Here is a 20,111-nt window from a genome sequence, read left to right on the forward strand (position 1 = left end):
CTCAGCTAGTCCCAGTCGCCCACGCCGTAGTCGAGGCCGACATAGTTCTCGGCCAGATACGCCTGCGCGGAGCGCGAACCGGTGACGGAGGCGAGCTCGCCGAGGCTGCGGAGCTTGTCGAACTCGGTCGCGTCTGGCGCGATGTGCAACATGCTGGTCATCCAGTAGGAGAAGTGTTGCGCCTTCCAGATGCGCTGAAGGGCATTCTCGGGGTACGCATCCATGAGCGCCTCCGAACCCGTCGCGAAGAAGGAGCGGAGGGCCTGGTTGAGCCAGAGCACATCGGAGAAGGCGAGGTTCATACCCTTCGCGCCCGTCGGGGGAACCGTGTGGGCCGCATCCCCCATCAGAAAGACACGTCCCTTGCGCAGCTCGTGCGCCACGAAACTGCGAAAACGCAGCACGTCTTTGCGGATGATGGGGCCCTGCTTGAGCGTGGTGCCGGAGACGCCGGCCTGCAGGGTGTCCCAGATCTCCGCATCACTGACAGTCGACGCGTCCAGCAGTGGATCGCACTGAAAATACATGCGCTGCACGTTCTTGTCTCGGGTGGAGATCAGCACGAAGCCTTGCTCTGAGCGTGAGTAGATGAGCTCGTCTGAGCTCGGCGGCGCCTCGGCCAGCACGCCGTACCAGGCGAACGGGTATTCCCGGTAGTGCCCGTTCCGCTGCGAGCCGCAGACCGGGATGCGGGCGATCGACCCAGAACCGTCGGCGCCGACGACCACATCGGCGCTGATCTCGAAGGCCTCGCCCTCCGTCGTGGTGCCGACGATGCGCGGCCGCGTCGTCTCGGCATCCTGCACTGATTCGGCGAGGTGCCCGAACAGCGGGGGCACGCCATCACGGATGCGCGCGGCGATCAGATCTGTGAGCACCTCGTGCTGCGGGTAGAGGTAGACCGATTTCTGCACCAGGTCCTGAAAGTCGAAACGGTGGGCGTTGCCGTCGACGTGGAATTCGATGCCGTCGTGCTTCGCTCCCTCGCGGTAGATGCGGTCGGAGACGCCGGACTCGGCGAGCACGCGTGCCGCAGGGGACTCCACGATTCCGGCTTTGACTGTTCCCTCGATCTCGTCCCTGCTCTTGCCGTCGATCACGACGGAGTCGATTCCCGCCTTCTGCAGGAGGTGGGCAAGGAGTAAGCCCGCGGGGCCGGCGCCCAGGATTCCGACTTGGGTACGGATCGTTGTGGTCATCGGTGACCTTTCGTGTGCAGGGGAGGGCGGAGTGTGCGCTCGGTGTCTATTCAGGCGCACCGGGCCCCGCCCGACAAGGATAAACTTCCGCCTCATGGAAGTATTCGTGGATGGCGGGGAGTGAGCAGCGCATGAGAGCCACCATGAGAGTCACGGAGGAGCGCCCGGCAACGCCCGGCACCCTGCTCGAGCGCGGAATGGAGATCCTCGGCTGTTTCGATGCCGGGCACACCGCGCTGACCCTGACGCAGATCGCCCAACTGACCGGGCTCCCGCTGTCGACCTGCCACCGCATCACGACGACGCTCTGCAACGGCGGCTTTCTCAGCAGGGGGTCCGACCGCCGGTTTCGGGTGGGCACCCGGCTCTGGACAATCGCCCAGCAGGCGCCGCTCAACGACCGGCTTCGGGAGAGCGCGCTGCCCACACTCGCGCGCCTCTACGAGGAGACCGGCGAGAACGTGACGCTCGCGGTGCTCGATCGCGGCCAGGCCCTCTACGTGGACCGGCTCGTGGGGGAGCGCAGCGTTCCCACGGTGATCCGCGGCGGCGGGCACCTTCCCCTGCACACGACAGGGGTCGGCAAGGTGCTACTCGCCGCCCAAACGGATGCCGCGATCGAGGCCTACCTGTCGCATCCGTTGCCGAGGCCCACACTGCGGTCGATCACCGATCCCGACGCACTCCGGCGGGATCTCGCCGAGGTGCGTGAGCGCGGCTACGCGATCACACGCCAGGAGATGTCGGCGGGCAGCGGATCCGTCGCCGTGCCCATTCTGCGCGGGGGCACCTGTGTCGCCGCGGTCGGGGTCGTTGTGCACATGGCGCGCCTGGACGTCGGCCGCCTGGTGGCGACCTTGAACCAGGCCGCTCGCGTGATCGAAGCCGGGTTGGGCGACGAAGGCTGAACGCGGCGGGTGCGCACCTGCTGTGCCAGCGAGCAGGCGACCTCGGCGCCCGCCCTCGGGCCGGCATCCGCTGCCCGCGCCGGTGGCTTGATAGAGTCGCAAGAATCATGGAAAAGCCCGACCTGACCCGATCGGTGACGGCCCGCGCCTTCGCGGTGCTGGATACGTTCAGCACCAAGTACCGTCGTCAATCGCTGTCGTCGATCGCGCGTCGATCCGGCCTTCCGCTGACCACCGTGCATCGTCTGGTGCACGACTTGGAGAGGCAATCCGCCCTGGTCAGGGGCGCCGATGGCGACTACGAGATCGGCCGCAAGATCTGGGCGCTCGGAACCCTCGCCTCGGTGCACGCCGAACTCCGCGAGGTGGCGCTGCCCTACATGGAAGACGTTTTCGGGCTTGGTAATGACGCCGTGCAGATCGCCGTGCTCGACGGCCTCCGCTGCCTGATCGTCGACCGCATCGCCGGCTCGCGCACGATGTCGGTGCTCAGCAAGCCAGGAACCCGCCTGCCGCTGCACGCCTCTGGCGTCGGAAAGATTTTGCTGGCGTATGGCAGTCCGGAGCTTCACGACGCCGTGCTCGGCTCGCTCGACCGCTACACCGAGCAGACCATCACCGACTCGGCGCAGCTGAGCGAGCAACTGCGCGCGATCACGTTGCAGGGCTACGCGATCACCTATGCGGAGCTGGCGGAGGGAGCCACCTCCGTTGCCGTCCCCGTGCGCGGCAAGGCCGGCAAGGTCATCGCGGCGCTCGGTGTTGTCTTGCCGAGCACGAACACCGAACCCCAACGGATGGTGCCGGTGCTGCAGGTGACGGCGGCTGCGCTCTCCAAGAAGCTCGTCGACACGGGGCTCGGCGTGGCCGAGCGGTTGCTCTGACGCCGCAAAAGCCCGAGCGTCCGTGCGATGGTGAGGAAGTCGGCAGCCTCGACAAGCGCTAGCTCAGCGCCGATTCAACCTGAGCCGCTTCCGAACTGGGCCGGGTCAGTCCGTCAGGGTGCGCACCACTCGCGCGGGCGCGCCGACGACAACAGAGTTCTCCGGGACATCCTTCGTGACCACGGATGCGGCTGCCACGACGGCGTTGTCGCCGATCGTCACACCGGGCAGAACCGTCACATTCGATCCGATCCACACGTTGCGGCCGATGACGATTGGGGCCGGGTGCATGTCCGTACGCCTGCTCGGCGCGAGATCGTGGTTGAGCGTGGCGAGAACCGCGTTGTGCCCGATCAGACAGTCGTCGCCGATGCGCACACCGCCTTGGTCTTGAAACTTGCATCCGGAGTTGATGAAGATCCGTTTGCCGAGGGTGATGTTCTTTCCGAAGTCGGAGTAGAAGGGCGGGAATACCGTTACCGACTCGTCGACCGGTTTGCCCGTGAGCTGACCCAGCAGTTCCCTCACCCGCGCCGGTTCCTGGTATCCGCTGTTCAGCTCGCCGGTGATGCGCAGAGCATCCTGGCTCACGTGGTGCATGACCTCATGCAGGGGTGAGTCTCCGGTTATGGTGTGCCCGGAATTGAGCGCTTCAAGTAGGTCGTCGAGTTTCATGGTGTCCTTTCAGAGCCTCGCGATGATCAACGAACCAGTTTGTCGTTCAGTATCTATTGCAGCGCAAACGAGGGCTCAGTGGCAGGGCCTGTGGGAACTCCCCTCAATCTCAATGTCCCTGCTCCCAGTGAATCGACATGATTGCCCTTCCGGTATCCGGAATTCGCTTTGGCAAGATCACGCCCCGTGAAGTTGTCTGGATACACGCGCACTGCGCGGCATTTCAAAGGAGAATCATGGCGCGAGTAGTGACGGGCACCCCCCGTACCCCCCTGGACATCGTCGACGGCTTGGCCGAACTGGGCGTTGCCACAGTTCACGAGGCACAGGGACGCATCGGCTTGCTCGACCAGCGGCTTCGCCCCATCTTTCCCGCGAAGATCGCCGGTAACGCCCTCACCTGCGAGGTCTCACCCGGTGACAACTGGATGATCCACGTGGCCGTCGAGCAGGCCCAGCCCGGTGACATCCTGGTCGTCACCCCGACCAGCCCCTGCGACGACGGCTTTCTCGGCGACCTGCTGGCCGAGAGTCTGCTCGCCCACGGCGTGCGCGGCCTCGTCATCGACGCCGGCGTGCGCGACGTCGCCACCCTCACCGAGATGGGCTTTCCCGTCTGGTCGAAGGCCATCTTCGCGCAGGGCACCATCAAGGGCACTCCGACCAACGTGCAGACGCCCATCATGATCGCGAACCAGCAGATCCGCCCCGGTGACGTGGTGATCGCCGACGTCGACGGCGTCTGCGTTGTGCGCCGCGAAGACGCGGCGGCTGTGCTGCAGAAGGGCCGCGACCGGGAGGCCCTCGAGACCTCCAAGCGTGCCCGCCTTGCGGCCGGGGAACTCGGCCTCGACATCTACAACATGCGTGAGGCGCTCGCCGCGAAGGGCCTCGTCTACGAGGTCTACCAGGAGCGCGAGGCTTACCAAGAAAACGCGGCAGACCACGGATGACGAACACCCAGGTCTCGGTGCCGTGCTCTGTAATGCGCGGCGGCACCTCCAAGGGCCTCTACTTTCTGGCGGATGACTTGCCGGTCGACCGCTCCGCCCGCGACCGCTTTCTGCTCGCGGCGATGGGGTCACCTGACCCGCGGGAGATCGACGGCATGGGCGGCGGGCATCCGCTCACCTCCAAAGTGGCCGTCGTCTCGCGCTCGACCCGCCCCGGCATCGATGTGGACTACCTGTTTCTGCAGGTGTGGCCCGACCGTGCCGAGGTGAGCGACCAGCAGAACTGCGGCAACATTCTCGCCGGCGTTGGCCCGTTCGCCATCGAGAGCGGACTGGTCGACGCCGGAGACGGAGTCACCGACGTCTCCATCTACATGGTGAACACCGACTCGAGGGCGACGGCATCCGTGCAGACGCCCGGGCGCCTCGTCGAGTACGCGGGCGACGCGCGCATCGACGGCGTTCCCGGCACGCACGCCCCGATCACCCTCAACTTCGAGGACGTCGCCGGTTCCAGCTGCGGAGCCCTGCTTCCGACCGGCAATGTGGTCGACACGATCTATGTTGACGGCGACGGCGACGGCGTCGGCATCCGTGTGACCTGCATCGACAATGGGATGCCGGTCGTCTGCCTGAACGCGGCCGACTTCGGCGTGACCGGCTATGAGACGCCGGCCGAGCTCGAGGCGAACACCGAGCTGAGGGAGCGCGTCGAGGCGATCCGTCTGCAGGTCGGTCCGCTGATGAACCTGGGCGACGTCACGAACAAGACGGTGCCCAAGATGAGCCTGCTGGCCCCCGCCAGAAACGGCGGTTTGCTCAGCACGCGCACCTTCATCCCGCACCGCGTGCACGAGTCCATCGGCGTTCTCGGCGCCGTGTCGGTGGCCACCGCCTGCATGCTGGAGGGCAGCGTCGCGGCCGACATCGCCGGGCTCGGCAGCACTGGAGATGACGGCAGCATCGCCGACAGCCTTGAGGTCGCGGTCGAACACCCCACCGGCTTCTTCACCGTTCAGATGCAGGTCGACAACTCCAGCGGGTCGCCGGTCGTCACCAAATCCGCACTTCTTCGCACCGCCCGCCTGTTGATGTCGGGCACCGTCCACGTACTCCAATCTGGGGAGAGCACATGATCATCGATTGTCACGGCCACTACACAACGGCCCCCGAGCTGCACAACCAGTGGCGCATCGACCAGCTGGCGGCGTTCGCGGCGGGGGAGCCCACGCCGGCCTACCCCGAGATCTCCGACGACATCATCCGCGCGAGCATCGAGCAGAATCAGCTCAAACTGATCACCGAGCGCGGCACCGACCTGACGATCTTCTCGCCGCGGGCATCCGCCATGGGCCACCACGAGGGCGACCAGCGCATCAGCCTCGAGTGGACCGTCGCCTGCAACAACCTGATCAAGCGCGTCGTCGACCTCTTTCCGGAGACCTTCGTCGGCGTCTGCCAGCTGCCGCAGTCGCCCGGCGCGGACCTCACCGAGAGCATCGCCGAACTGGAGCGATGCGTCACCGAGCTCGGCTTCATCGGCTGCAACCTGAACCCAGACCCGAGCGGCGGCAAGTGGGAGACGGTTCCGCTGACCGACCCGTACTGGTACCCGCTGTACGAGAAGATGGTCGAACTCGACGTTCCCGCGATGATCCACGTGTCGGCGTCGTGCAACCCCAACTTCCATGCCACCGGCGCGCACTACATGAACGCCGACACGACCGCCTTCATGCAGCTGATTCAGGGCGACCTCTTCGCCGACTTCCCGACGCTGCGCCTTCTGATCCCCCATGGTGGTGGAGCAGTGCCCTACCACTGGGGTCGTTACCGGGGGCTCGCCGACATGCTCAAGAAGCCGAGCCTCGACGGCCATCTGATGAACAACGTGTTCTTCGACACCTGCGTCTACCACCAACCGGGCATCGACCTGCTGGTCGACGTGATCGACAACAAGAACATCCTCTTCGGCTCGGAGATGATCGGTGCGGTGCGCGGGATCGACCCGCAGACCGGGCACTACTTTGACGACACCAAGCGGTATGTCGACGGTGCTGATGTGACGGATGCCGAGCGCGCGTCGATCTTCGCCGGCAACGCGCGCCGGGTGTTCCCGCGCCTGAACGAGAAGCTGGAGGCTCGGAGCCTGTGAGTGACACCCAGATCTTCGTGAAGGATGCCGACTGGCTGGACTGGCACCCGAACCCCAGCGTGCCGGCGTTTCAGGTGCCGGCTGGCGCGGTCGACGCGCACTGTCATGTCTTCGGCCCCGGCAACGAGTTTCCGTTCGCGCCCGAGCGCAAGTACACACCCTGCGACGCCAGCCGTGAGCAGCTCTTCGCCCTGCGCGATTTTCTGGGCTTCGAGCGCAACGTCGTCGTGCAGGCCACCTGCCACGGCGCCGACAACTCGGCGCTGCTCGATGTGCTCGCTCACTCCGACGACAGGGCACGCGGCGTCGTCACCGTGACGCCCGATGTCACCGAGTACGAGCTGGCACGCATGCACGAGCTCGGCGTTCGCGGTGTGCGCTTCAACTACGTCAAGCGCCTGGTCGACCCCAAGCCCGACGAGTACTACCGCACGATCGTCGACAAAATCCGGCCGCTCGGCTGGCACGTCGTGATCTACTTCGAGCCGGCCGACCTGCGCGAGAAGTGGGACTTCTTCGTTTCGCTCAACATCCCGATCGCCATCGACCACATGGGTCGCCCCGATGTGAGCAAGCCCGTCGACAACGCGGAGTTCGAGCTGTTGCTGAGATTCATGCGGGAGAACCCCGATGTGTGGTGCAAGGTGAGCTGCCCGGATCGGCTCAGCCACGGGCCCATCCGCGGTGGTGCGCCGCTCTACGCCGACGTCGTGCCGTTCGCGAAGACCATCGTCGAAGAGTTCAGCGACCGAGTGCTCTGGGGAACGGACTGGCCGCACCCCAACATGAAAAAAGAGATGCCAGACGACGGAATCCTCGTCGACTACGTGCCGTCCATCGCGACGACCGCCATTCTGCAGCAGAAGCTGCTCGTGAACAATCCCACCACCCTCTACTGGAGCTGATCATGAAACCTGACTTCGCACAGTTCGACGACATCCCGGGCACCACAATCTTCACGATCGAGAAGGCGCGCGAGGGCTTCGCGCTGAACCAGTTCTGCATGAGCCTGCGCACCGCAGAGAACCGCACCCGGTTTCTCGCCGACGAGGCCGCGTATCTCGACGAATGGGAGATGTCTCCCGAGCAGAAGCAGGCCGTGCTCACCCGTGACTTTCAGCAGATGCTGGACACCGGCGGAAACGTGTACTTTCTCTCGAAGATTTTTGCTTCGGAGGGCCTGTCGTACGTGCAGGCCGTGAGCACGATGACCGATATGAATGTCGAGCAGTACCAGGCGATGATGACGGCCGGCGGCCGTGGCATCGAGGGCTGGCGCTCGAAGAAAGAAAGAGGCGAGGCATAATGGCACGCATCACAGCTGGCGTCGCAACCAGCCACGTCCCCGCCGTCGGCGCGGCCATCGACATGGGTCGCACGGAGGAGCCCTACTGGAAGCCCATGTTCGAGGGCTACGAGTTCTCCAAAAACTGGATCAAGGACAACACCCCCGACGTCGCGATCATCATCTACAACGACCACGCGTCGTACTTCGGCATGGAGATCATGCCCACGTTCGCCATCGGTGTCGCTGACTCGTTTGAGATCTGCGACGAGGGCTACGGGCCCCGGCCTGTTCCGACGGTGGAGGGCAGTCCGGAGCTGGCCACCCATCTGGCCGCGTCGCTCATCCTTGATGATTTCGACATGACGGTGCTCAACGTGCTCGAGGTGGACCACGGACTCACCGTGCCGCTCTCGCTCATGTACGGCACCCCCGACAAGTGGCCGAGCAAGGTCATCCCGCTCGCTGTCAATGTGGTGATGTACCCGCAGCCATCCGGTGAGCGCTGCCTGTCGATCGGCAAGGCGATTCGCCGTGCCGTCGAGCAATTCGACGAGGACCTCGACGTGCAGGTCTGGGGCACCGGTGGCATGAGCCACCAGATCCAGGGCGCACGGGCCGGACTGATCAACCTGCCCTGGGACAAGCAGTTCATGGACGACCTCATCAACCAGCCAGAGGTACTGCAGTACAAGCCTCACCTCGAGTACATGGTGGAGGCCGGTTCCGAGGGAGTCGAGCTCATCATGTGGCTGATCATGCGCGGCGCGCTCGGCGACAACGTCGACGAGGTTTACCGTTTCAACCACGTGCCCGCATCGAACACCTCGGTCGGCCACCTCATCCTCACCCCCCAGCTTCCGAGCACGCAGGAGAATTCATGACCGTCAACCTCGCCGTCGTCGGCGCTACTGGCGCCTTCGGGATGAAGCACCTTGACGCTCTGGCGAACATCGCGGATGTCGAGGTGACGGTTGTCAGTGGCACGCGCGCCGCGCCCACGCAGGCTGTGGCCGAGAAGTACGGCGTCGCGAACGCCGTTGTCGGCCTCGACGCCGTGCTGGAACGTGACGATGTTGACGCGGTGATTCTTGCCACGCCGACCGGCTTGCACGCCAGCCAGACGCAGGCGGTGCTTGCCGCAGGCAAGCACGTTCAGGTTGAGATTCCGCTGGCGGATTCACTGGCAGACGCCGAGGCGACTCTGGCCGTAGCCGATCCCTCTGGGCTGGTCGCGATGGTTGGTCACACGCGCCGCTTCAACCCGTCGCATCAGTTCGTGCATAACCAGATCGCCGCGGGCGAGTTCAACGTTCAGCAGATGGACGTGCAGACGTACTTCTTTCGCCGCAGCAACACGAATGCCAAGGGTGAAGCTCGATCCTGGACCGACCATCTGCTCTGGCATCACGCCGCTCACACGGTCGATCTTTTCGCCTACCAGGCCGGAAAGATCGTGCAGGCAAACGCGATTCAGGGTCCGATTCACCCCGAGCTCGGCATCGCCATGGATATGTCGATCCAGCTGAAGAGCGAGTCAGGCGCGATCTGCACCCTGTCGCTGTCGTTCAACAACAACGGGCCGTTCGGTACCTCCTTCCGCTACATCGGCGACACAGAGACATACATCGCGCGCTACGACGACCTCTATAACGGTCGCGACGAGCAGATCGATGTATCCAACATTGCCGTCAGCATGAACGGAATCGAGCTGCAGGATCGCGAATTTGTCGCTGCGATCCGCGAGGGACGCGAGCCGAACTCCTCGCTTCGCCAGGTCATCGATTGCTACCGGGTTCTCGGATCCCTTGAGGAACAGCTGGCATGATCCTGCCCCGCATCGGTCTGGGCTGCATGTCGCTGAGCCACGCTTATGGCGTACCTCCGTCGGCCGAAGATGGCGTGCAGATGCTGCGCACCGCCCTCGACGATGGCGTGCAGATGCTCGATACCGCGACGCTTTACGGCGCTGGCAGTAACGAAGAACTCGTCGGGCGCGCGCTTGCCGGGCGCCGTGATGAGGTTTTTCTTGCCAGCAAGGGCGGGATGGAAATTGTCGACGGCGTCAAGACCATTGACGGGCGCCCTGAGACGTTGCGTCGCCAGGTTGATGCGTCGCTGCAGCGGTTGAGAGTCGATCACATCGACCTCTACTACCTGCACCGTTGGGACAAGACTGTGCCCATCGGCGAAAGCGTTGCCGCGTTGGCTGAGCTGGTAATCGAGGGAAAGATCGGCAACATCGGGCTGTCGGAAGTTTCGGTAGAGCGACTGCGCGAGGCGCTTGCTGTCGCACCGATTGCGGCTGTGCAGAACGAGTACTCGTTGTGGAGTCGCAACCCTGAGCTCGGAATTCTCGAAGCAACGGGTGAAGCGGGTGTTGCCCTCGTCGCGTTCTCGCCGGTCGGGCGAGGCTTTCTGAGCGACTCGGTCAGTGACCCGAACGACCTTGCGCCGAAGGATATTCGCCGTGCGATGCCGCGATTCCAGCCAGAAAACTGGCCGGCCAACGCCGCTCTGTTGCCTGCTTGGCGCGAATATGCCGCCGAGGCCGCGTGCACTCCTGCGCAGCTGGCTCTCGCGTGGGTGCTGTCGCGTGGCGCGCATGTTGTGCCGATTCCCGGAACCACGAGCATCCAGCACGTGCGCGACAACGAAGCCTCCGTGGACCTCACCGTCGACCCCGCGTTGCTTGAGCGCGCCGGTGCTCTCATCGACACGTCGACCGTGGCCGGGCCGCGTTACGGTGCGCTCAACGCGAGCGAAGTCGACGCCGAAGCATTTGAGTACGCCGAAGGAAGGCACTCTCTCGGAGTTGCCAGCTGATCGATGAGATGACGGCTCGAACGGCCAAGCCGGTCGAGCCGCCACGAGCCCCTTCGCAGGTGAACCTCGTGAAAGCCTTGATTCGGCGGTGGTTGTCCGCGGGAGAATGCGTGTCGCTGTGGCGCTCATGTTCAGCCCTGAGCGACTGCAACGCTCCCCGAGGGCTGCGCACCCCGACAGCTGAACATTATCGACATCTGTTGATCGAGGAGCAGCCGACGAAGGAGGCCGCATCTCGAGATATCGCGAGCCGAACTCGAGCGTGGCGCAGGTGCTGCCCTGCTACGTGGTGCTCGATGCGCTGCAGCAGCAGCTGGACTCCTAACGAGAGACAGATGACCTCGATGTCATCTTTACGAACAGAATCTGCACGTCAGAAAGGACTACCAACATGACTGACCACACCTCGTTCGATATTGCGCACCTGGGCAATATCGAGTTGCTCACCCCGAAGTTCGACGAGAGTCTCTGGTTCTTCCGTGACCTGCTGGCCATGCGGGTAGTGGCCGAGGAAGGCGACTCCGTCTACCTGCGCTGCTGGGACGAATACCAGCTGTACACGATCAAGCTCACGGCATCCGAGCGTGCCGGTGTTGGCCGCACGACCTTCCGCGCCACGAGCGAAGAAGCTCTGCAGCGTCGCGTCGCGGCCATCCAGGAAACCGGTACGCCCGGCCGCTGGGTCGACGGGCAGCTCGGCAACGGCCCGACGTATGAGTTCCGCGGCCCCGACGGGCACTCGATGGGGGTCTACTACGCGACCGAACGTTACGTGGCCACCGACGATAAGCCCGCGCTGAAGAACCAAGCGTCGGCGTTCCCTGGCCGTGGTGTCAACGCCCGCCGACTCGACCACATCAACCTCCTCGCCAACGACGTCGTTGCGAACGGGGAGTTCGTCGCGAAGGCCCTCGCCGGTCGTGAGAGCGAACGCATCAAGCTCGACGAGGGCGGCTACGCGGCCTGGTGGTTCCACTTCAACAACAAGTCCTACGACATCGTCTACTCCGATGACTGGACGCGCCACGGCGGACGCCTGCACCACATCGCGTTCGCGACCGACACCCGCGAGGACATTCTCAAGGCCGCCGACATCTTCCTCGAGAACGGCATCCACATCGAGGCGGGTCCCCATAAACACGTCATCAACCAGACGTTCTTCCTCTACGTCTGGGAGCCGGGCGGCAACCGCATCGAACTCGCGAACGCGGGGGCGCGTCTGCTGCTCGACCCCGATTCTCCGGTCGTGGAGTGGAGTGCGAAGGAGCGCAAGAAGGGCCAGGCTTGGGGAATGAAGACCATCGAGACCTTCCACACGCACGGCACCCCCGAGGTGTAGATCATCGAACTCGCAGTGTTCATTCGAAATTGGCCTAGGGAACCTGTCAGCTAGCAGGGTAGGATCTAGGTGCATCGGACGAGCAGTGCTGCTTCGTTGGCGCGATGCTCACTGTCGCGGTTGGCACGCTGCTCCTGAAGCGGGCTGAGAATCTCGGGCGTTTGACAGGTTTGTCCCCGTGGGGACAATGCATTCATAGTCACAGGAGACATGAGGATGAGCAGCCAAATGAATGAGCGCATCATCGAAATTTCGACGGTCGGCGAGCGTCGCTCGATCGTCGGGGAGGGGCCGCTCTGGGACCCGGAGGCTGGTGTGCTCTACCATGTCGATCTGCTGGGCCAGCGTGTCGTCCGTTACGATCCGGGTGACGCCTCGATTCTCGAATGGGTCACACCGGAGCTTGTCGCCGCTGTTGCCCCGACCGGCGCTGGATCGCTCGCTGTGGCACTCGGGCAGGGTTTCCACCTGCTCAACCTGTCGACCGGACTCTTTACCCTGGTCGCCGAGGCCGGATGCCACGCCGAGGCGCAACTCACCGACGGAAAGGTTGATCGGGCCGGACGATTCGTAGCGGTGTCGTCGCATCTCGGCTTTCGGGACGGGGTCGGTGCCATCCATCAGCTGCGCGACGATGGCACCGTGCGCATCCTTGACGAGGGGTTCATCCTGGGAAACGGGCCCTGCTGGTCTCCCGACGGCTCAATCTTCTATCTCTCCGACAGCATCCGGGGGCTGATCTATGCCTACGACTACGACCTGGACAGCGGTGATCTGGGGGCGCGGAGGATCTTCGCAGACACCCGTGCCCTCGGCGGAATGCCGGACGGCGCGACCGTGGATGTGGACGGTCGCATCTGGGTGGTCATGCACGGTTCCCCTTACATCATCGTTTTCGAGACCGACGGCACCGTGGCCGAGAGATTCCGGATGCCGACGACTGGGATCTCCAGCTTGGCCTTCGGTGGTGAGGGCCTACGCGACCTGTACGTCACGTCGCTGGACCCCTCCCGGGTCCCTCGGGACGATGCTCCCGACGAGGTCGAGCCGGACCGTGGGGTGGGTCTCCTGTATCGGGTTCGAGGGACCGGTGGTCGAGGGATCGCTGAGACGGCGGTGCACCTTGCTGGTCAGGTGGCTGAAGCAGTGATAGCCGATAGCGCTAGTGTGAAGGAATGAATTTGGCTGGCGCGGACAGAGTTGAACGCGGAGAGATGACCCCATGAGCGATCTTTTGGGCGGTCGCCAGGTGCAGCGGCACGCTCCCATTCGGGAGCAGGTGGCGGCAATCATCAGGGATGCCATCGTGGAGATGCGCCTCGAAGCGGGCCAGCTCCTCATCGAACGCGAGCTCTGCGAGATGACCTCGGCAAGCCGGCCGAGTGTGCGCGAGGCGCTGCGTCAATTGGAGGCAGAGGGCCTCGTGGAGTCCCTCAATGGCAAGGGAACCGTCGTCTCCATCGCGAGCCCGGAACTCGCTCGCGACGTCTACGAGGTGCGCGCGGAGTTGGAGGGCCTCGCGGCGCAGCTCTTCGCCGAGCGAGCGGATGATGAGCTCGTTGCCGAGCTGCGCGCGACCGTTGGCGACGTGGTGCGAGCCTCACAGGGGACCGAGGATTCCATGCACCGCGACGTGCTCGATGCAAAGAACCGCGTCTATGAGGTTCTGTTTCGCGGCGCGGGAAACCCGGTGCTTCACCAGATGGTCAACACGTTGCAGCGCCGGGTGACCCAGCTCCGCGCCCTGACGTTGTCTCAACCTGGTCGCCCGCAGGAGAGCGTGCGGGAAATTCAGGCGATCCTTGCCGCCGTCGAGCGCAGGGACGCCGCCGACGCGCGGGATGCGGCGACGCTGCACGTGCGCAGGGCCGCAGTCACCGTGCTCGCTGCTCTGGAACGCCAGGGGACTCCCTCGATCACGCATGTGCCTGCCCGCTGAGCGGGCAAACACATTCTCACGCAGGCCATCCTGAGGCCTGGGTGTCTGCCAGCTGAGTGGGCAGACATCTGCGCGCAGGCCATCCTGAGGTCTGAGTAAAATTCGTGCTTGCTATCGACCTGTCAGACAGGTTAGCCTGACCGTGGTCAACGAGACCGCGACCGGCCTGACTTTTCCGATCGCCTCAGTGCCTCAAAGGAGAGGGATCACAAGCATGAACGTCACTTTCGATTACCGCGACACCGTCGCACTCGTCACGGGCTCCGGCTCGGGAATCGGCCGAGCCAGCGCACTCGCGTTCGCCACAGCCGGCGCTGATGTGGCCGTCGCCGACATCTCTGAGACTGCAGGACGCGCCTCCGTCGAGCTGATCCGCTCTGCCGGCGGCTCCGCCGAATTCTTCCCGGTCGACGTCGCCGACCCGGACAGCGCCGAACGCCTGATCGCTGCCATCGTCGCACGGTACGGAAAATTGGACATCGCGCACAACAATGCCGGTGTCGAGGGGGTTCACGAACCACTCGCCGACATTCCGGTCGAGGACTGGCGTCGCGTGATCGACGTCGACCTCTCCTCCGTCTTCTATTGCATGCGGGCCGAGATTCCGGTCATGGTGGCGCAAGGCGGTGGCGTGATCGTCAATACCGCCTCGGCTTCCGGCCTGATCGGTGGCTACGGCCTCGGCGCGTATACCGCGGCCAAGCACGGCGTGATCGGCCTGACCCGCGCCGCGGCTCTGGACTACGGGGAGCGCAACATCCGTATCAACGCCGTCTGCCCTGGTCCCATCGATACGCCCTTCATCAGCGGCCTGCCGACTGAGCAGCTCGACCGGCTGACTCTCAATTCGGGCATGGTTCGGCTCGGCCAGGCCGAAGAGATCGCCCAGGCCGTGCTCTGGCTGTGTTCCCCCGGGGCCAGCTTCGTCACCGGTCACCCGATGGCGGTCGACGGCGGAGTAGTCGTCGGTGGCTTCGGCACGCGGTCCGACGACCTGGTCGCCGCGGCACTGTAACGATTCGACCCTGTAACGATTCAACCCTGCACCAATGTGCTGTCAGCCATTGTGCTGTCAGACAGGTCTTGTGTAGGTTTTGACCCAGTCCGGCTGCACCTGCAGCTTCGCATCCGCGAACGCCGGTCTGGTTAGCACCCAAATGAGCAAGGAGGCTTATTGTGATTGCAATGAAGAAAGGCCTGGTCGCGGCTATTGTCGGCGCCACCGTGGCCATCGGCTTAGTCGCCTGTTCCAGCGGCACCGGCGCTGGCAGCGCCAGTAGTGATTCGGCGAAGAACTCAGTGAAGATCATGGTCTTCGGCTCGTTCAGCCAACCGCCGTTCCCCCTGGCTCAGATTGAGACGGCAGCCAAGGCCGCTGTCGCCCATGTCAACGCAGCCGGCGGGATCGCCGGCAAGGACACCTCGGTCGAACTCATCTCCTGCGATGACAAGATGAGCGCCAATGGCGCCACAGCGTGCGGCCGACAGGCCGTGCAGGAGAAGGTGGCGGCAGTGGTCGGCGCATTCTCGCTCTTCGGCGACGGAATCCTGCCCCTGCTCGAAGCAGCGGATATCCCATACATCAACAACGTGGCGATCGGCGCCATGGATTCCACCAGCGAGCACTCCTTCCCGGTGATGACGGCAGGAACCCCGATGGCCCCGATCCTGACCTGGCTGAAGGACAAGGACTGCGGCACCATCACCCTGGCCGCGCCAGAGAGCGCACAGGCAACGCAGTCCTTCAAGGCCTACTTCGAGCCGCTGGCAAAGAATCTGAAGCTGACGGGCACCATGGTGGCGTACCCGGGAAACACGACAGACTTCACCTCGGTCGCCCAGCAGATTGCCGACAACGGATCGTGTGTCATCTACGGTGGAGGCGCCCAGGACTCCGCCGCCCTGATCACCGCCCTCAACCAGACCGGAAAGGAATTCACCCAGATCGCCCTCAGTACCATCGCCTTCCCCGAGAGCACCCTCACCCAGCTCGGCGCGGCCGGCAACGGTGTGATGGTCTTCTCCCCGTTCAGCCTCCCCTCCACGGGCGCGGCGGCGACGAAGACGGCCGTCGAGGAGATGAAGGCCGTCGACGCGAAGGTCGTCATCGATGAGACTGCACTCAACTCCTACGCCGGGGTGCTGACCTTCGCGCAGGCTGCGGCAAAGGGCGACGGCGCTGTCACCGGGGCCTCCGTGACAAAGGCGCTGCAGACCCCCGGGAACGTGATCGACACCGGCCTGTACGCGGCGACCGACTTCACGAAGGTCACCGGATTCTTCCCGCCGGTCCCGCGCGCAGCAGGCAACATCTTCCAGGCCTACATCGCCAAGGACGGTACGTTCGAGCCCGAAGGAAAGCCGCTGGAGCTCACGGCGGAGAGCCTCGGCTTCTAGATCGAACGGGGCCGTGGGGGAGGGCGAACAGCGCTCTTCTCCGCGGCCCATTTTCCATGGCCCATTTTCCCTGGCCCATTTCCGCGGCCCATTCCGCCCCCCCCTAAAGAAAGCGAGCGATGATGCTCGACATCCTCAGATTTGCGATCATCGGCGCTGCAGCAGGATCGATCCTGGCGCTACTCGGACTCGGCGTGAACGTCGTCTTCCGCGCCTCGCGCGTGGTCAACTTCTCCCACGCCGCCATTGCGCTCACCGCAGCGTACGCCTATCACGACTTCCTCGGGTTTGCCCCGCAGCCGGTTGCCCTCGTGCTGGCGGTTGTCGTGGGGATGGCGATCGGGGCGGTCACCGACCTGGTGATCATGCGGCCGCTGCGCCATGCCAGCGCCCTCACCAAGGCCATCGCCACCATCGGTATCCTGCTGACCCTGCAGTCGATCCTCAACATCCGGTACGGATACAACCCGATCATCGTGCCGCCGTGGCTGCCGACGGATGTCGTGCGACTGGGCGACATCGCGGTCGGTGCCGACCGCATCATCGTGCTCGCCGTCAGTCTGGTGCTGACAACTGCGCTTTACCTCGTCTACCGCCGGTCCTCGTTCGGCATTGCTTCGACGGCGCTGTCGGTCAACGAGCGCTCTCTCGCGGCGCTCGGCAAGTGGGCGCCCCGCCGGGTCAGCCTGATCAACTGGGTGCTCGCCGGGGGCCTGGCCGCGCTGGCCGGCGTGATGCTGGCGCCGATCACCTCGCTCAGTCCCGCGCTCGCTCTGACGCTGGTCGTACCGATCCTCTCCGCGGCACTGCTGGGAAACCTGTCGTCGTTCTGGCTGACCTTCCTCGGCGGAATCCTGATCGGCATCGCCCAGGCAGAGATCAGTCGTCTTGATCTCCCTCAGGGATCGCAGGAAGCGATTCCATTTCTCGTGATCGTGGTGCTGCTCGCTGTGCGGGGCAGTTCGCTACCCCAGCGCGGGGAGTCGGCGGATACTCTGCCGAGCGTCGGCAGCGGTCGCATCCCCGTCGTCCCGGTAATCGTGATCGGCGCGATCACCCTCGTACTGATCCAGTGGGTGCTGCCCGAAGTGTGGGTGCAGGCGATCACGGTCACCCTCGTCGCCGCCGTCGTGCTGCTCTCGCTCGTCGTGGTGACGGGCTACGCCGGCCAGCTTTCGCTCGCGTCCTACGCGATGGCCGGCGTGGCCGCACTGGTCTCAGCGCAACTCGTCGCCGGCCTCGGATGGTCGTTCATCCCCGCGGCAGCGGTCGGAATCCTGGCAACCGTACCTGTCGGTATCTTGGTGGGCCTGTCCGCCGTGCGAACCCGCGGCACGAGCCTGGCCATTGTGACGCTCGGCATGGCGGTCGCTTTCCAAGCCCTCGTTCTGGACAATCCGGCCCTCTCAGGGGGAACCACCGGGTTGAACATTGGCAACCCAACCATCTTCGGCCTCGACATCAGCGCTATCTTCTTCCCGCGGCGATATGCAATTTTCACCCTCGTCGTCTTCATCGGTGTTGGCCTTCTGGTGCTCAACCTGCGCCGCTCGGCCGTTGGCCGGCGTTTCATCGCGGTACGCGGCAATGAGCGCGCTGCGGCATCCGTTGGTGTGAACGTCGCCCGCACGAAGCTATTCGCTTTCGTCGTGTCGGCGATGATCGCGGGCGTCGGTGGCGTGCTGATCGCCTTCACGAATCTCGTCGTGGCGCTCGGCAACCCCGGCGGTCGCTTCGACTCGTCGTATTCGATCAACGCCATCGCAGAAAGCACGGTCGGCGGCGTCGGTTTCGTCGGTGGTGCGATCGCGGGAACCGCCATGGAACCCGGTGCCGTAATGAACCAGGTGCTCAGCTTCATCACGAGCGGCAGCTGGTTCAACCTCATCGGCGGACTGCTTCTGCTGGTGACCGTCGTGACGGCCCCGAGTGGCGTTGCGGCGAATATGGCACGCGACTTTGCCAAGCTATACGCCCGGCTCCGGCGCAACCGGCCTCAGAGCGAGACGCCGGTCGAGGTCACCCCCATTGCCGACGTGCCCGTGCAGCGAGTGGATCCCGCCACGCTGTCGGTACGCGGGCTCACCGTCGCCTTCGGTGGCAACACCGTGCTCCACGGGGTCAACCTCGAGGTTGAGGCCGGCAAAGTGCTCGGCATCATCGGACCAAACGGCGCGGGCAAGACCACGCTGGTCGACGCCATCACCGGATATAACCAGCCGAGCGCGGGCACCGTCACCTTCGACGGCAGACCGGTTCTCGGAACCCCGCCGACCACGCGGGCCCGGATGGGCATCGCCCGTTCATTCCAGGCGCTGGAACTGTTCGAAGACCTGACGGTGTTCGACAACCTGGTCATCGCCTCCGATCGCACCCGGTGGTTCCACACCCTCATCGCCGGAATCCGCCCCGGCAAGCCGAGCCTGAGTGAAGCGGCGCAGGCCGCGGTTGCGAGTTTCGGGCTGGAAGGCCGTTTGCACGACCGACCCAGCGACCTGTCCTATGGAGAGCGGCGACTGCTGGCCATCGCTCGCGCGCTGGCCGGACGGCCCCGAGTGTTGTTGCTCGACGAGCCGGCGGCCGGTCTCGGTTCCGATGAACGGCGCGAACTGCGCACGCTTGTGCGTAGTATCGCCGACCAATGGGGAATCGCTGTGTTGATCATCGAGCACGACGTTGAACTCGTTCTGGGTGTTTCCGATCGCGTGGTCGCTCTTGACTTCGGCCGCGTGATCGCCGAAGGAACACCGGCCGAGGTCCGCGCCGATGCCAACGTGATCGCGGCCTACCTCGGAACTGACGACTCCGTCACCGATGTGCTCGACGTGAAGGAAGGACAAACCGCATGAGTTCGCACAAGGGCGAGGCCCTCATCCGTTCGACCGGGCTTAGCGCCGGATACCACGGCCAACCGATCGTCCATGATCTCGATCTGGAGGTGCGGGCGGGCGAAATGGTCGGATTGTTCGGCGCCAACGGTGCAGGCAAGACGACCACCCTTCTCACCCTCGCGGGGGAGATCAAGCCTCTCGGTGGCACGCTCGAGTTCGACGGCGCCCCACACCCCGGGTCCCTCCATCAGGCCGCGAAGAACGGCCTGGCGCTGTTGACCGACGATCGCAGTATTTTCGCGCCGCTGACCGTGCGCGACAATCTGCGCCTGGGGCGGGGAAGCGTCGCCGACGCCCTCAGCCACTTCCCTGAACTCGAGGAACACCTCGACCGTCAGGCCGGTCTGCTCTCCGGCGGTCAACAGCAGATTCTCTCCGTGGCCCGGATCTTGGCCTCGCAGCCGAAAGTCGTGCTCGCCGACGAACTCTCACTCGGCCTCGCGCCGCTGATCGTCAAGCGCCTCCTGGCCGCATTGCGGTCGGCAGCGGATGCGGGCGCCGCGGTTCTCATTGTCGAGCAGCACGTCCCGGTCGCGCTGTCGACAGTGGACCGGGCGCTCGTGCTAGTGCGCGGGTCGATCGCCCTCGAGTCGGATGCGCGCACCCTGCGCGCCACACCCGACGTGATCAGCGACCTCTATCTGGCCGCCGGGTGAGGCGCGC

General features: G+C 64.7%; 19 protein-coding genes. 17 read left to right on the forward strand and 2 right to left on the reverse strand.

Going from position 1 to position 20,111, the window contains the following annotated elements; all coding sequences use genetic code 11:
- Window positions 1-5: 5 nt before the first annotated feature.
- Window positions 6-1,199, reverse strand: coding sequence for a 4-hydroxybenzoate 3-monooxygenase (locus tag ABD791_RS13920; protein ID WP_345067776.1), 1,194 nt, complete (start codon window positions 1,197-1,199; stop codon window positions 6-8).
- A gap of 143 nt (window positions 1,200-1,342) precedes the next feature.
- Between ABD791_RS13920 and ABD791_RS13925 the strand changes: the two genes are divergently transcribed.
- Window positions 1,343-2,107, forward strand: a complete 765-nt coding sequence (locus tag ABD791_RS13925) for an IclR family transcriptional regulator (RefSeq protein WP_345067778.1) — start codon at window positions 1,343-1,345, stop codon at window positions 2,105-2,107.
- Window positions 2,108-2,214: 107 nt separating this feature from the next.
- Entirely contained in the window at window positions 2,215-2,991 is a 777-nt protein-coding gene (locus ABD791_RS13930; RefSeq protein WP_345067780.1) for an IclR family transcriptional regulator, read from the forward strand.
- A gap of 105 nt (window positions 2,992-3,096) precedes the next feature.
- On the opposite strand, the gene ABD791_RS13935 is transcribed toward ABD791_RS13930, so the two are convergent.
- Complete coding sequence (locus tag ABD791_RS13935; protein ID WP_345067781.1) at window positions 3,097-3,666, reverse strand: DapH/DapD/GlmU-related protein; 570 nt, start codon at window positions 3,664-3,666, stop codon at window positions 3,097-3,099.
- 236 nt (window positions 3,667-3,902) lie between these two features.
- On the opposite strand from ABD791_RS13935, the gene ABD791_RS13940 reads away from it, so the two are divergent.
- The 15 genes from ABD791_RS13940 (at window position 3,903) to ABD791_RS14010 (ending at window position 20,104) form a co-directional block, all read left to right on the forward strand.
- Window positions 3,903-4,619, forward strand: a complete 717-nt coding sequence (locus tag ABD791_RS13940) for a 4-carboxy-4-hydroxy-2-oxoadipate aldolase/oxaloacetate decarboxylase (RefSeq protein WP_345067783.1) — start codon at window positions 3,903-3,905, stop codon at window positions 4,617-4,619.
- Window positions 4,616-5,755: a 4-oxalomesaconate tautomerase gene (locus ABD791_RS13945; RefSeq protein WP_345067785.1), complete on the forward strand. Its 1,140-nt coding sequence runs from the start codon at window positions 4,616-4,618 to the stop codon at window positions 5,753-5,755. The genes ABD791_RS13940 and ABD791_RS13945 overlap by 4 nt, the downstream gene beginning before the upstream one ends.
- Window positions 5,752-6,771 (forward strand): amidohydrolase family protein, encoded by a 1,020-nt coding sequence (locus tag ABD791_RS13950; protein ID WP_345067787.1) that lies wholly within the window; start codon window positions 5,752-5,754, stop codon window positions 6,769-6,771. The genes ABD791_RS13945 and ABD791_RS13950 overlap by 4 nt, the downstream gene beginning before the upstream one ends.
- On the forward strand, window positions 6,768-7,676 hold the full coding sequence (locus ABD791_RS13955) for an amidohydrolase family protein (RefSeq protein WP_345067789.1): 909 nt from the start codon (window positions 6,768-6,770) through the stop codon (window positions 7,674-7,676). The genes ABD791_RS13950 and ABD791_RS13955 overlap by 4 nt, the downstream gene beginning before the upstream one ends.
- Before the next feature lie 2 nt (window positions 7,677-7,678).
- Entirely contained in the window at window positions 7,679-8,077 is a 399-nt protein-coding gene (gene ligA, locus ABD791_RS13960; protein ID WP_345067791.1) for a protocatechuate 4,5-dioxygenase subunit alpha, read from the forward strand.
- Window positions 8,077-8,940: a class III extradiol dioxygenase subunit beta gene (locus ABD791_RS13965; protein WP_345067793.1), complete on the forward strand. Its 864-nt coding sequence runs from the start codon at window positions 8,077-8,079 to the stop codon at window positions 8,938-8,940. Before ligA ends, ABD791_RS13965 begins: the two co-directional genes overlap by 1 nt.
- A complete protein-coding gene (locus ABD791_RS13970) occupies window positions 8,937-9,884 on the forward strand; it encodes a Gfo/Idh/MocA family oxidoreductase (protein WP_345067794.1) in 948 nt (315 codons plus the stop codon). Before ABD791_RS13965 ends, ABD791_RS13970 begins: the two co-directional genes overlap by 4 nt.
- Entirely contained in the window at window positions 9,881-10,882 is a 1,002-nt protein-coding gene (locus ABD791_RS13975) for an aldo/keto reductase (protein WP_345067796.1), read from the forward strand. The genes ABD791_RS13970 and ABD791_RS13975 overlap by 4 nt, the downstream gene beginning before the upstream one ends.
- Before the next feature lie 391 nt (window positions 10,883-11,273).
- The gene (locus ABD791_RS13980) at window positions 11,274-12,221 is read left to right on the forward strand and encodes a VOC family protein (RefSeq protein WP_345067798.1); all 948 of its coding nucleotides are present in this window, start codon (window positions 11,274-11,276) and stop codon (window positions 12,219-12,221) included.
- A gap of 216 nt (window positions 12,222-12,437) precedes the next feature.
- Window positions 12,438-13,400, forward strand: a complete 963-nt coding sequence (locus ABD791_RS13985; RefSeq protein WP_345067800.1) for an SMP-30/gluconolactonase/LRE family protein — start codon at window positions 12,438-12,440, stop codon at window positions 13,398-13,400.
- A 43-nt stretch (window positions 13,401-13,443) separates the two neighbouring features.
- Entirely contained in the window at window positions 13,444-14,160 is a 717-nt protein-coding gene (locus ABD791_RS13990) for a GntR family transcriptional regulator (RefSeq protein ID WP_345067802.1), read from the forward strand.
- Window positions 14,161-14,374: 214 nt separating this feature from the next.
- Window positions 14,375-15,175 (forward strand): SDR family NAD(P)-dependent oxidoreductase, encoded by an 801-nt coding sequence (locus tag ABD791_RS13995; protein ID WP_345067804.1) that lies wholly within the window; start codon window positions 14,375-14,377, stop codon window positions 15,173-15,175.
- Window positions 15,176-15,345: 170 nt separating this feature from the next.
- Window positions 15,346-16,557 carry an ABC transporter substrate-binding protein gene (locus ABD791_RS14000; RefSeq protein WP_345067881.1) on the forward strand — a complete coding sequence of 404 codons (1,212 nt, stop codon included), beginning with the start codon at window positions 15,346-15,348 and terminating at the stop codon, window positions 16,555-16,557.
- Window positions 16,558-16,676: 119 nt separating this feature from the next.
- Window positions 16,677-19,406, forward strand: coding sequence for an ABC transporter permease subunit (locus ABD791_RS14005; RefSeq protein WP_345067806.1), 2,730 nt, complete (start codon window positions 16,677-16,679; stop codon window positions 19,404-19,406).
- Window positions 19,403-20,104, forward strand: a complete 702-nt coding sequence (locus ABD791_RS14010; RefSeq protein ID WP_345067808.1) for an ABC transporter ATP-binding protein — start codon at window positions 19,403-19,405, stop codon at window positions 20,102-20,104. Before ABD791_RS14005 ends, ABD791_RS14010 begins: the two co-directional genes overlap by 4 nt.
- Window positions 20,105-20,111 lie beyond the last annotated feature (7 nt).

Origin of the sequence: Glaciibacter kafniensis (assembly GCF_039538945.1) — a bacterium.
In the GTDB taxonomy this organism is placed as follows: Bacteria; Actinomycetota; Actinomycetes; order Actinomycetales; family Microbacteriaceae; genus Cryobacterium; species Cryobacterium kafniensis.

What these genes read in the sequence shown, in the direction of transcription:
- ABD791_RS13920 (WP_345067776.1), bottom strand. Translation starts at nt 1,199, where the DNA reads ATGACCACAACGATCCGTACCCAAGTCGGAATCCTGGGCGCCGGCCCC.
- ABD791_RS13925 (WP_345067778.1), top strand. Translation starts at nt 1,343, where the DNA reads ATGAGAGTCACGGAGGAGCGCCCGGCAACGCCCGGCACCCTGCTCGAG.
- ABD791_RS13930 (WP_345067780.1), top strand. Translation starts at nt 2,215, where the DNA reads ATGGAAAAGCCCGACCTGACCCGATCGGTGACGGCCCGCGCCTTCGCG.
- ABD791_RS13935 (WP_345067781.1), bottom strand. Translation starts at nt 3,666, where the DNA reads ATGAAACTCGACGACCTACTTGAAGCGCTCAATTCCGGGCACACCATA.
- ABD791_RS13940 (WP_345067783.1), top strand. Translation starts at nt 3,903, where the DNA reads ATGGCGCGAGTAGTGACGGGCACCCCCCGTACCCCCCTGGACATCGTC.
- ABD791_RS13945 (WP_345067785.1), top strand. Translation starts at nt 4,616, where the DNA reads ATGACGAACACCCAGGTCTCGGTGCCGTGCTCTGTAATGCGCGGCGGC.
- ABD791_RS13950 (WP_345067787.1), top strand. Translation starts at nt 5,752, where the DNA reads ATGATCATCGATTGTCACGGCCACTACACAACGGCCCCCGAGCTGCAC.
- ligA (WP_345067791.1), top strand. Translation starts at nt 7,679, where the DNA reads ATGAAACCTGACTTCGCACAGTTCGACGACATCCCGGGCACCACAATC.
- ABD791_RS13965 (WP_345067793.1), top strand. Translation starts at nt 8,077, where the DNA reads ATGGCACGCATCACAGCTGGCGTCGCAACCAGCCACGTCCCCGCCGTC.
- ABD791_RS13970 (WP_345067794.1), top strand. Translation starts at nt 8,937, where the DNA reads ATGACCGTCAACCTCGCCGTCGTCGGCGCTACTGGCGCCTTCGGGATG.
- ABD791_RS13975 (WP_345067796.1), top strand. Translation starts at nt 9,881, where the DNA reads ATGATCCTGCCCCGCATCGGTCTGGGCTGCATGTCGCTGAGCCACGCT.
- ABD791_RS13980 (WP_345067798.1), top strand. Translation starts at nt 11,274, where the DNA reads ATGACTGACCACACCTCGTTCGATATTGCGCACCTGGGCAATATCGAG.
- ABD791_RS13985 (WP_345067800.1), top strand. Translation starts at nt 12,438, where the DNA reads ATGAGCAGCCAAATGAATGAGCGCATCATCGAAATTTCGACGGTCGGC.
- ABD791_RS13990 (WP_345067802.1), top strand. Translation starts at nt 13,444, where the DNA reads ATGAGCGATCTTTTGGGCGGTCGCCAGGTGCAGCGGCACGCTCCCATT.
- ABD791_RS13995 (WP_345067804.1), top strand. Translation starts at nt 14,375, where the DNA reads ATGAACGTCACTTTCGATTACCGCGACACCGTCGCACTCGTCACGGGC.
- ABD791_RS14000 (WP_345067881.1), top strand. Translation starts at nt 15,346, where the DNA reads ATGAAGAAAGGCCTGGTCGCGGCTATTGTCGGCGCCACCGTGGCCATC.
- ABD791_RS14005 (WP_345067806.1), top strand. Translation starts at nt 16,677, where the DNA reads ATGATGCTCGACATCCTCAGATTTGCGATCATCGGCGCTGCAGCAGGA.
- ABD791_RS14010 (WP_345067808.1), top strand. Translation starts at nt 19,403, where the DNA reads ATGAGTTCGCACAAGGGCGAGGCCCTCATCCGTTCGACCGGGCTTAGC.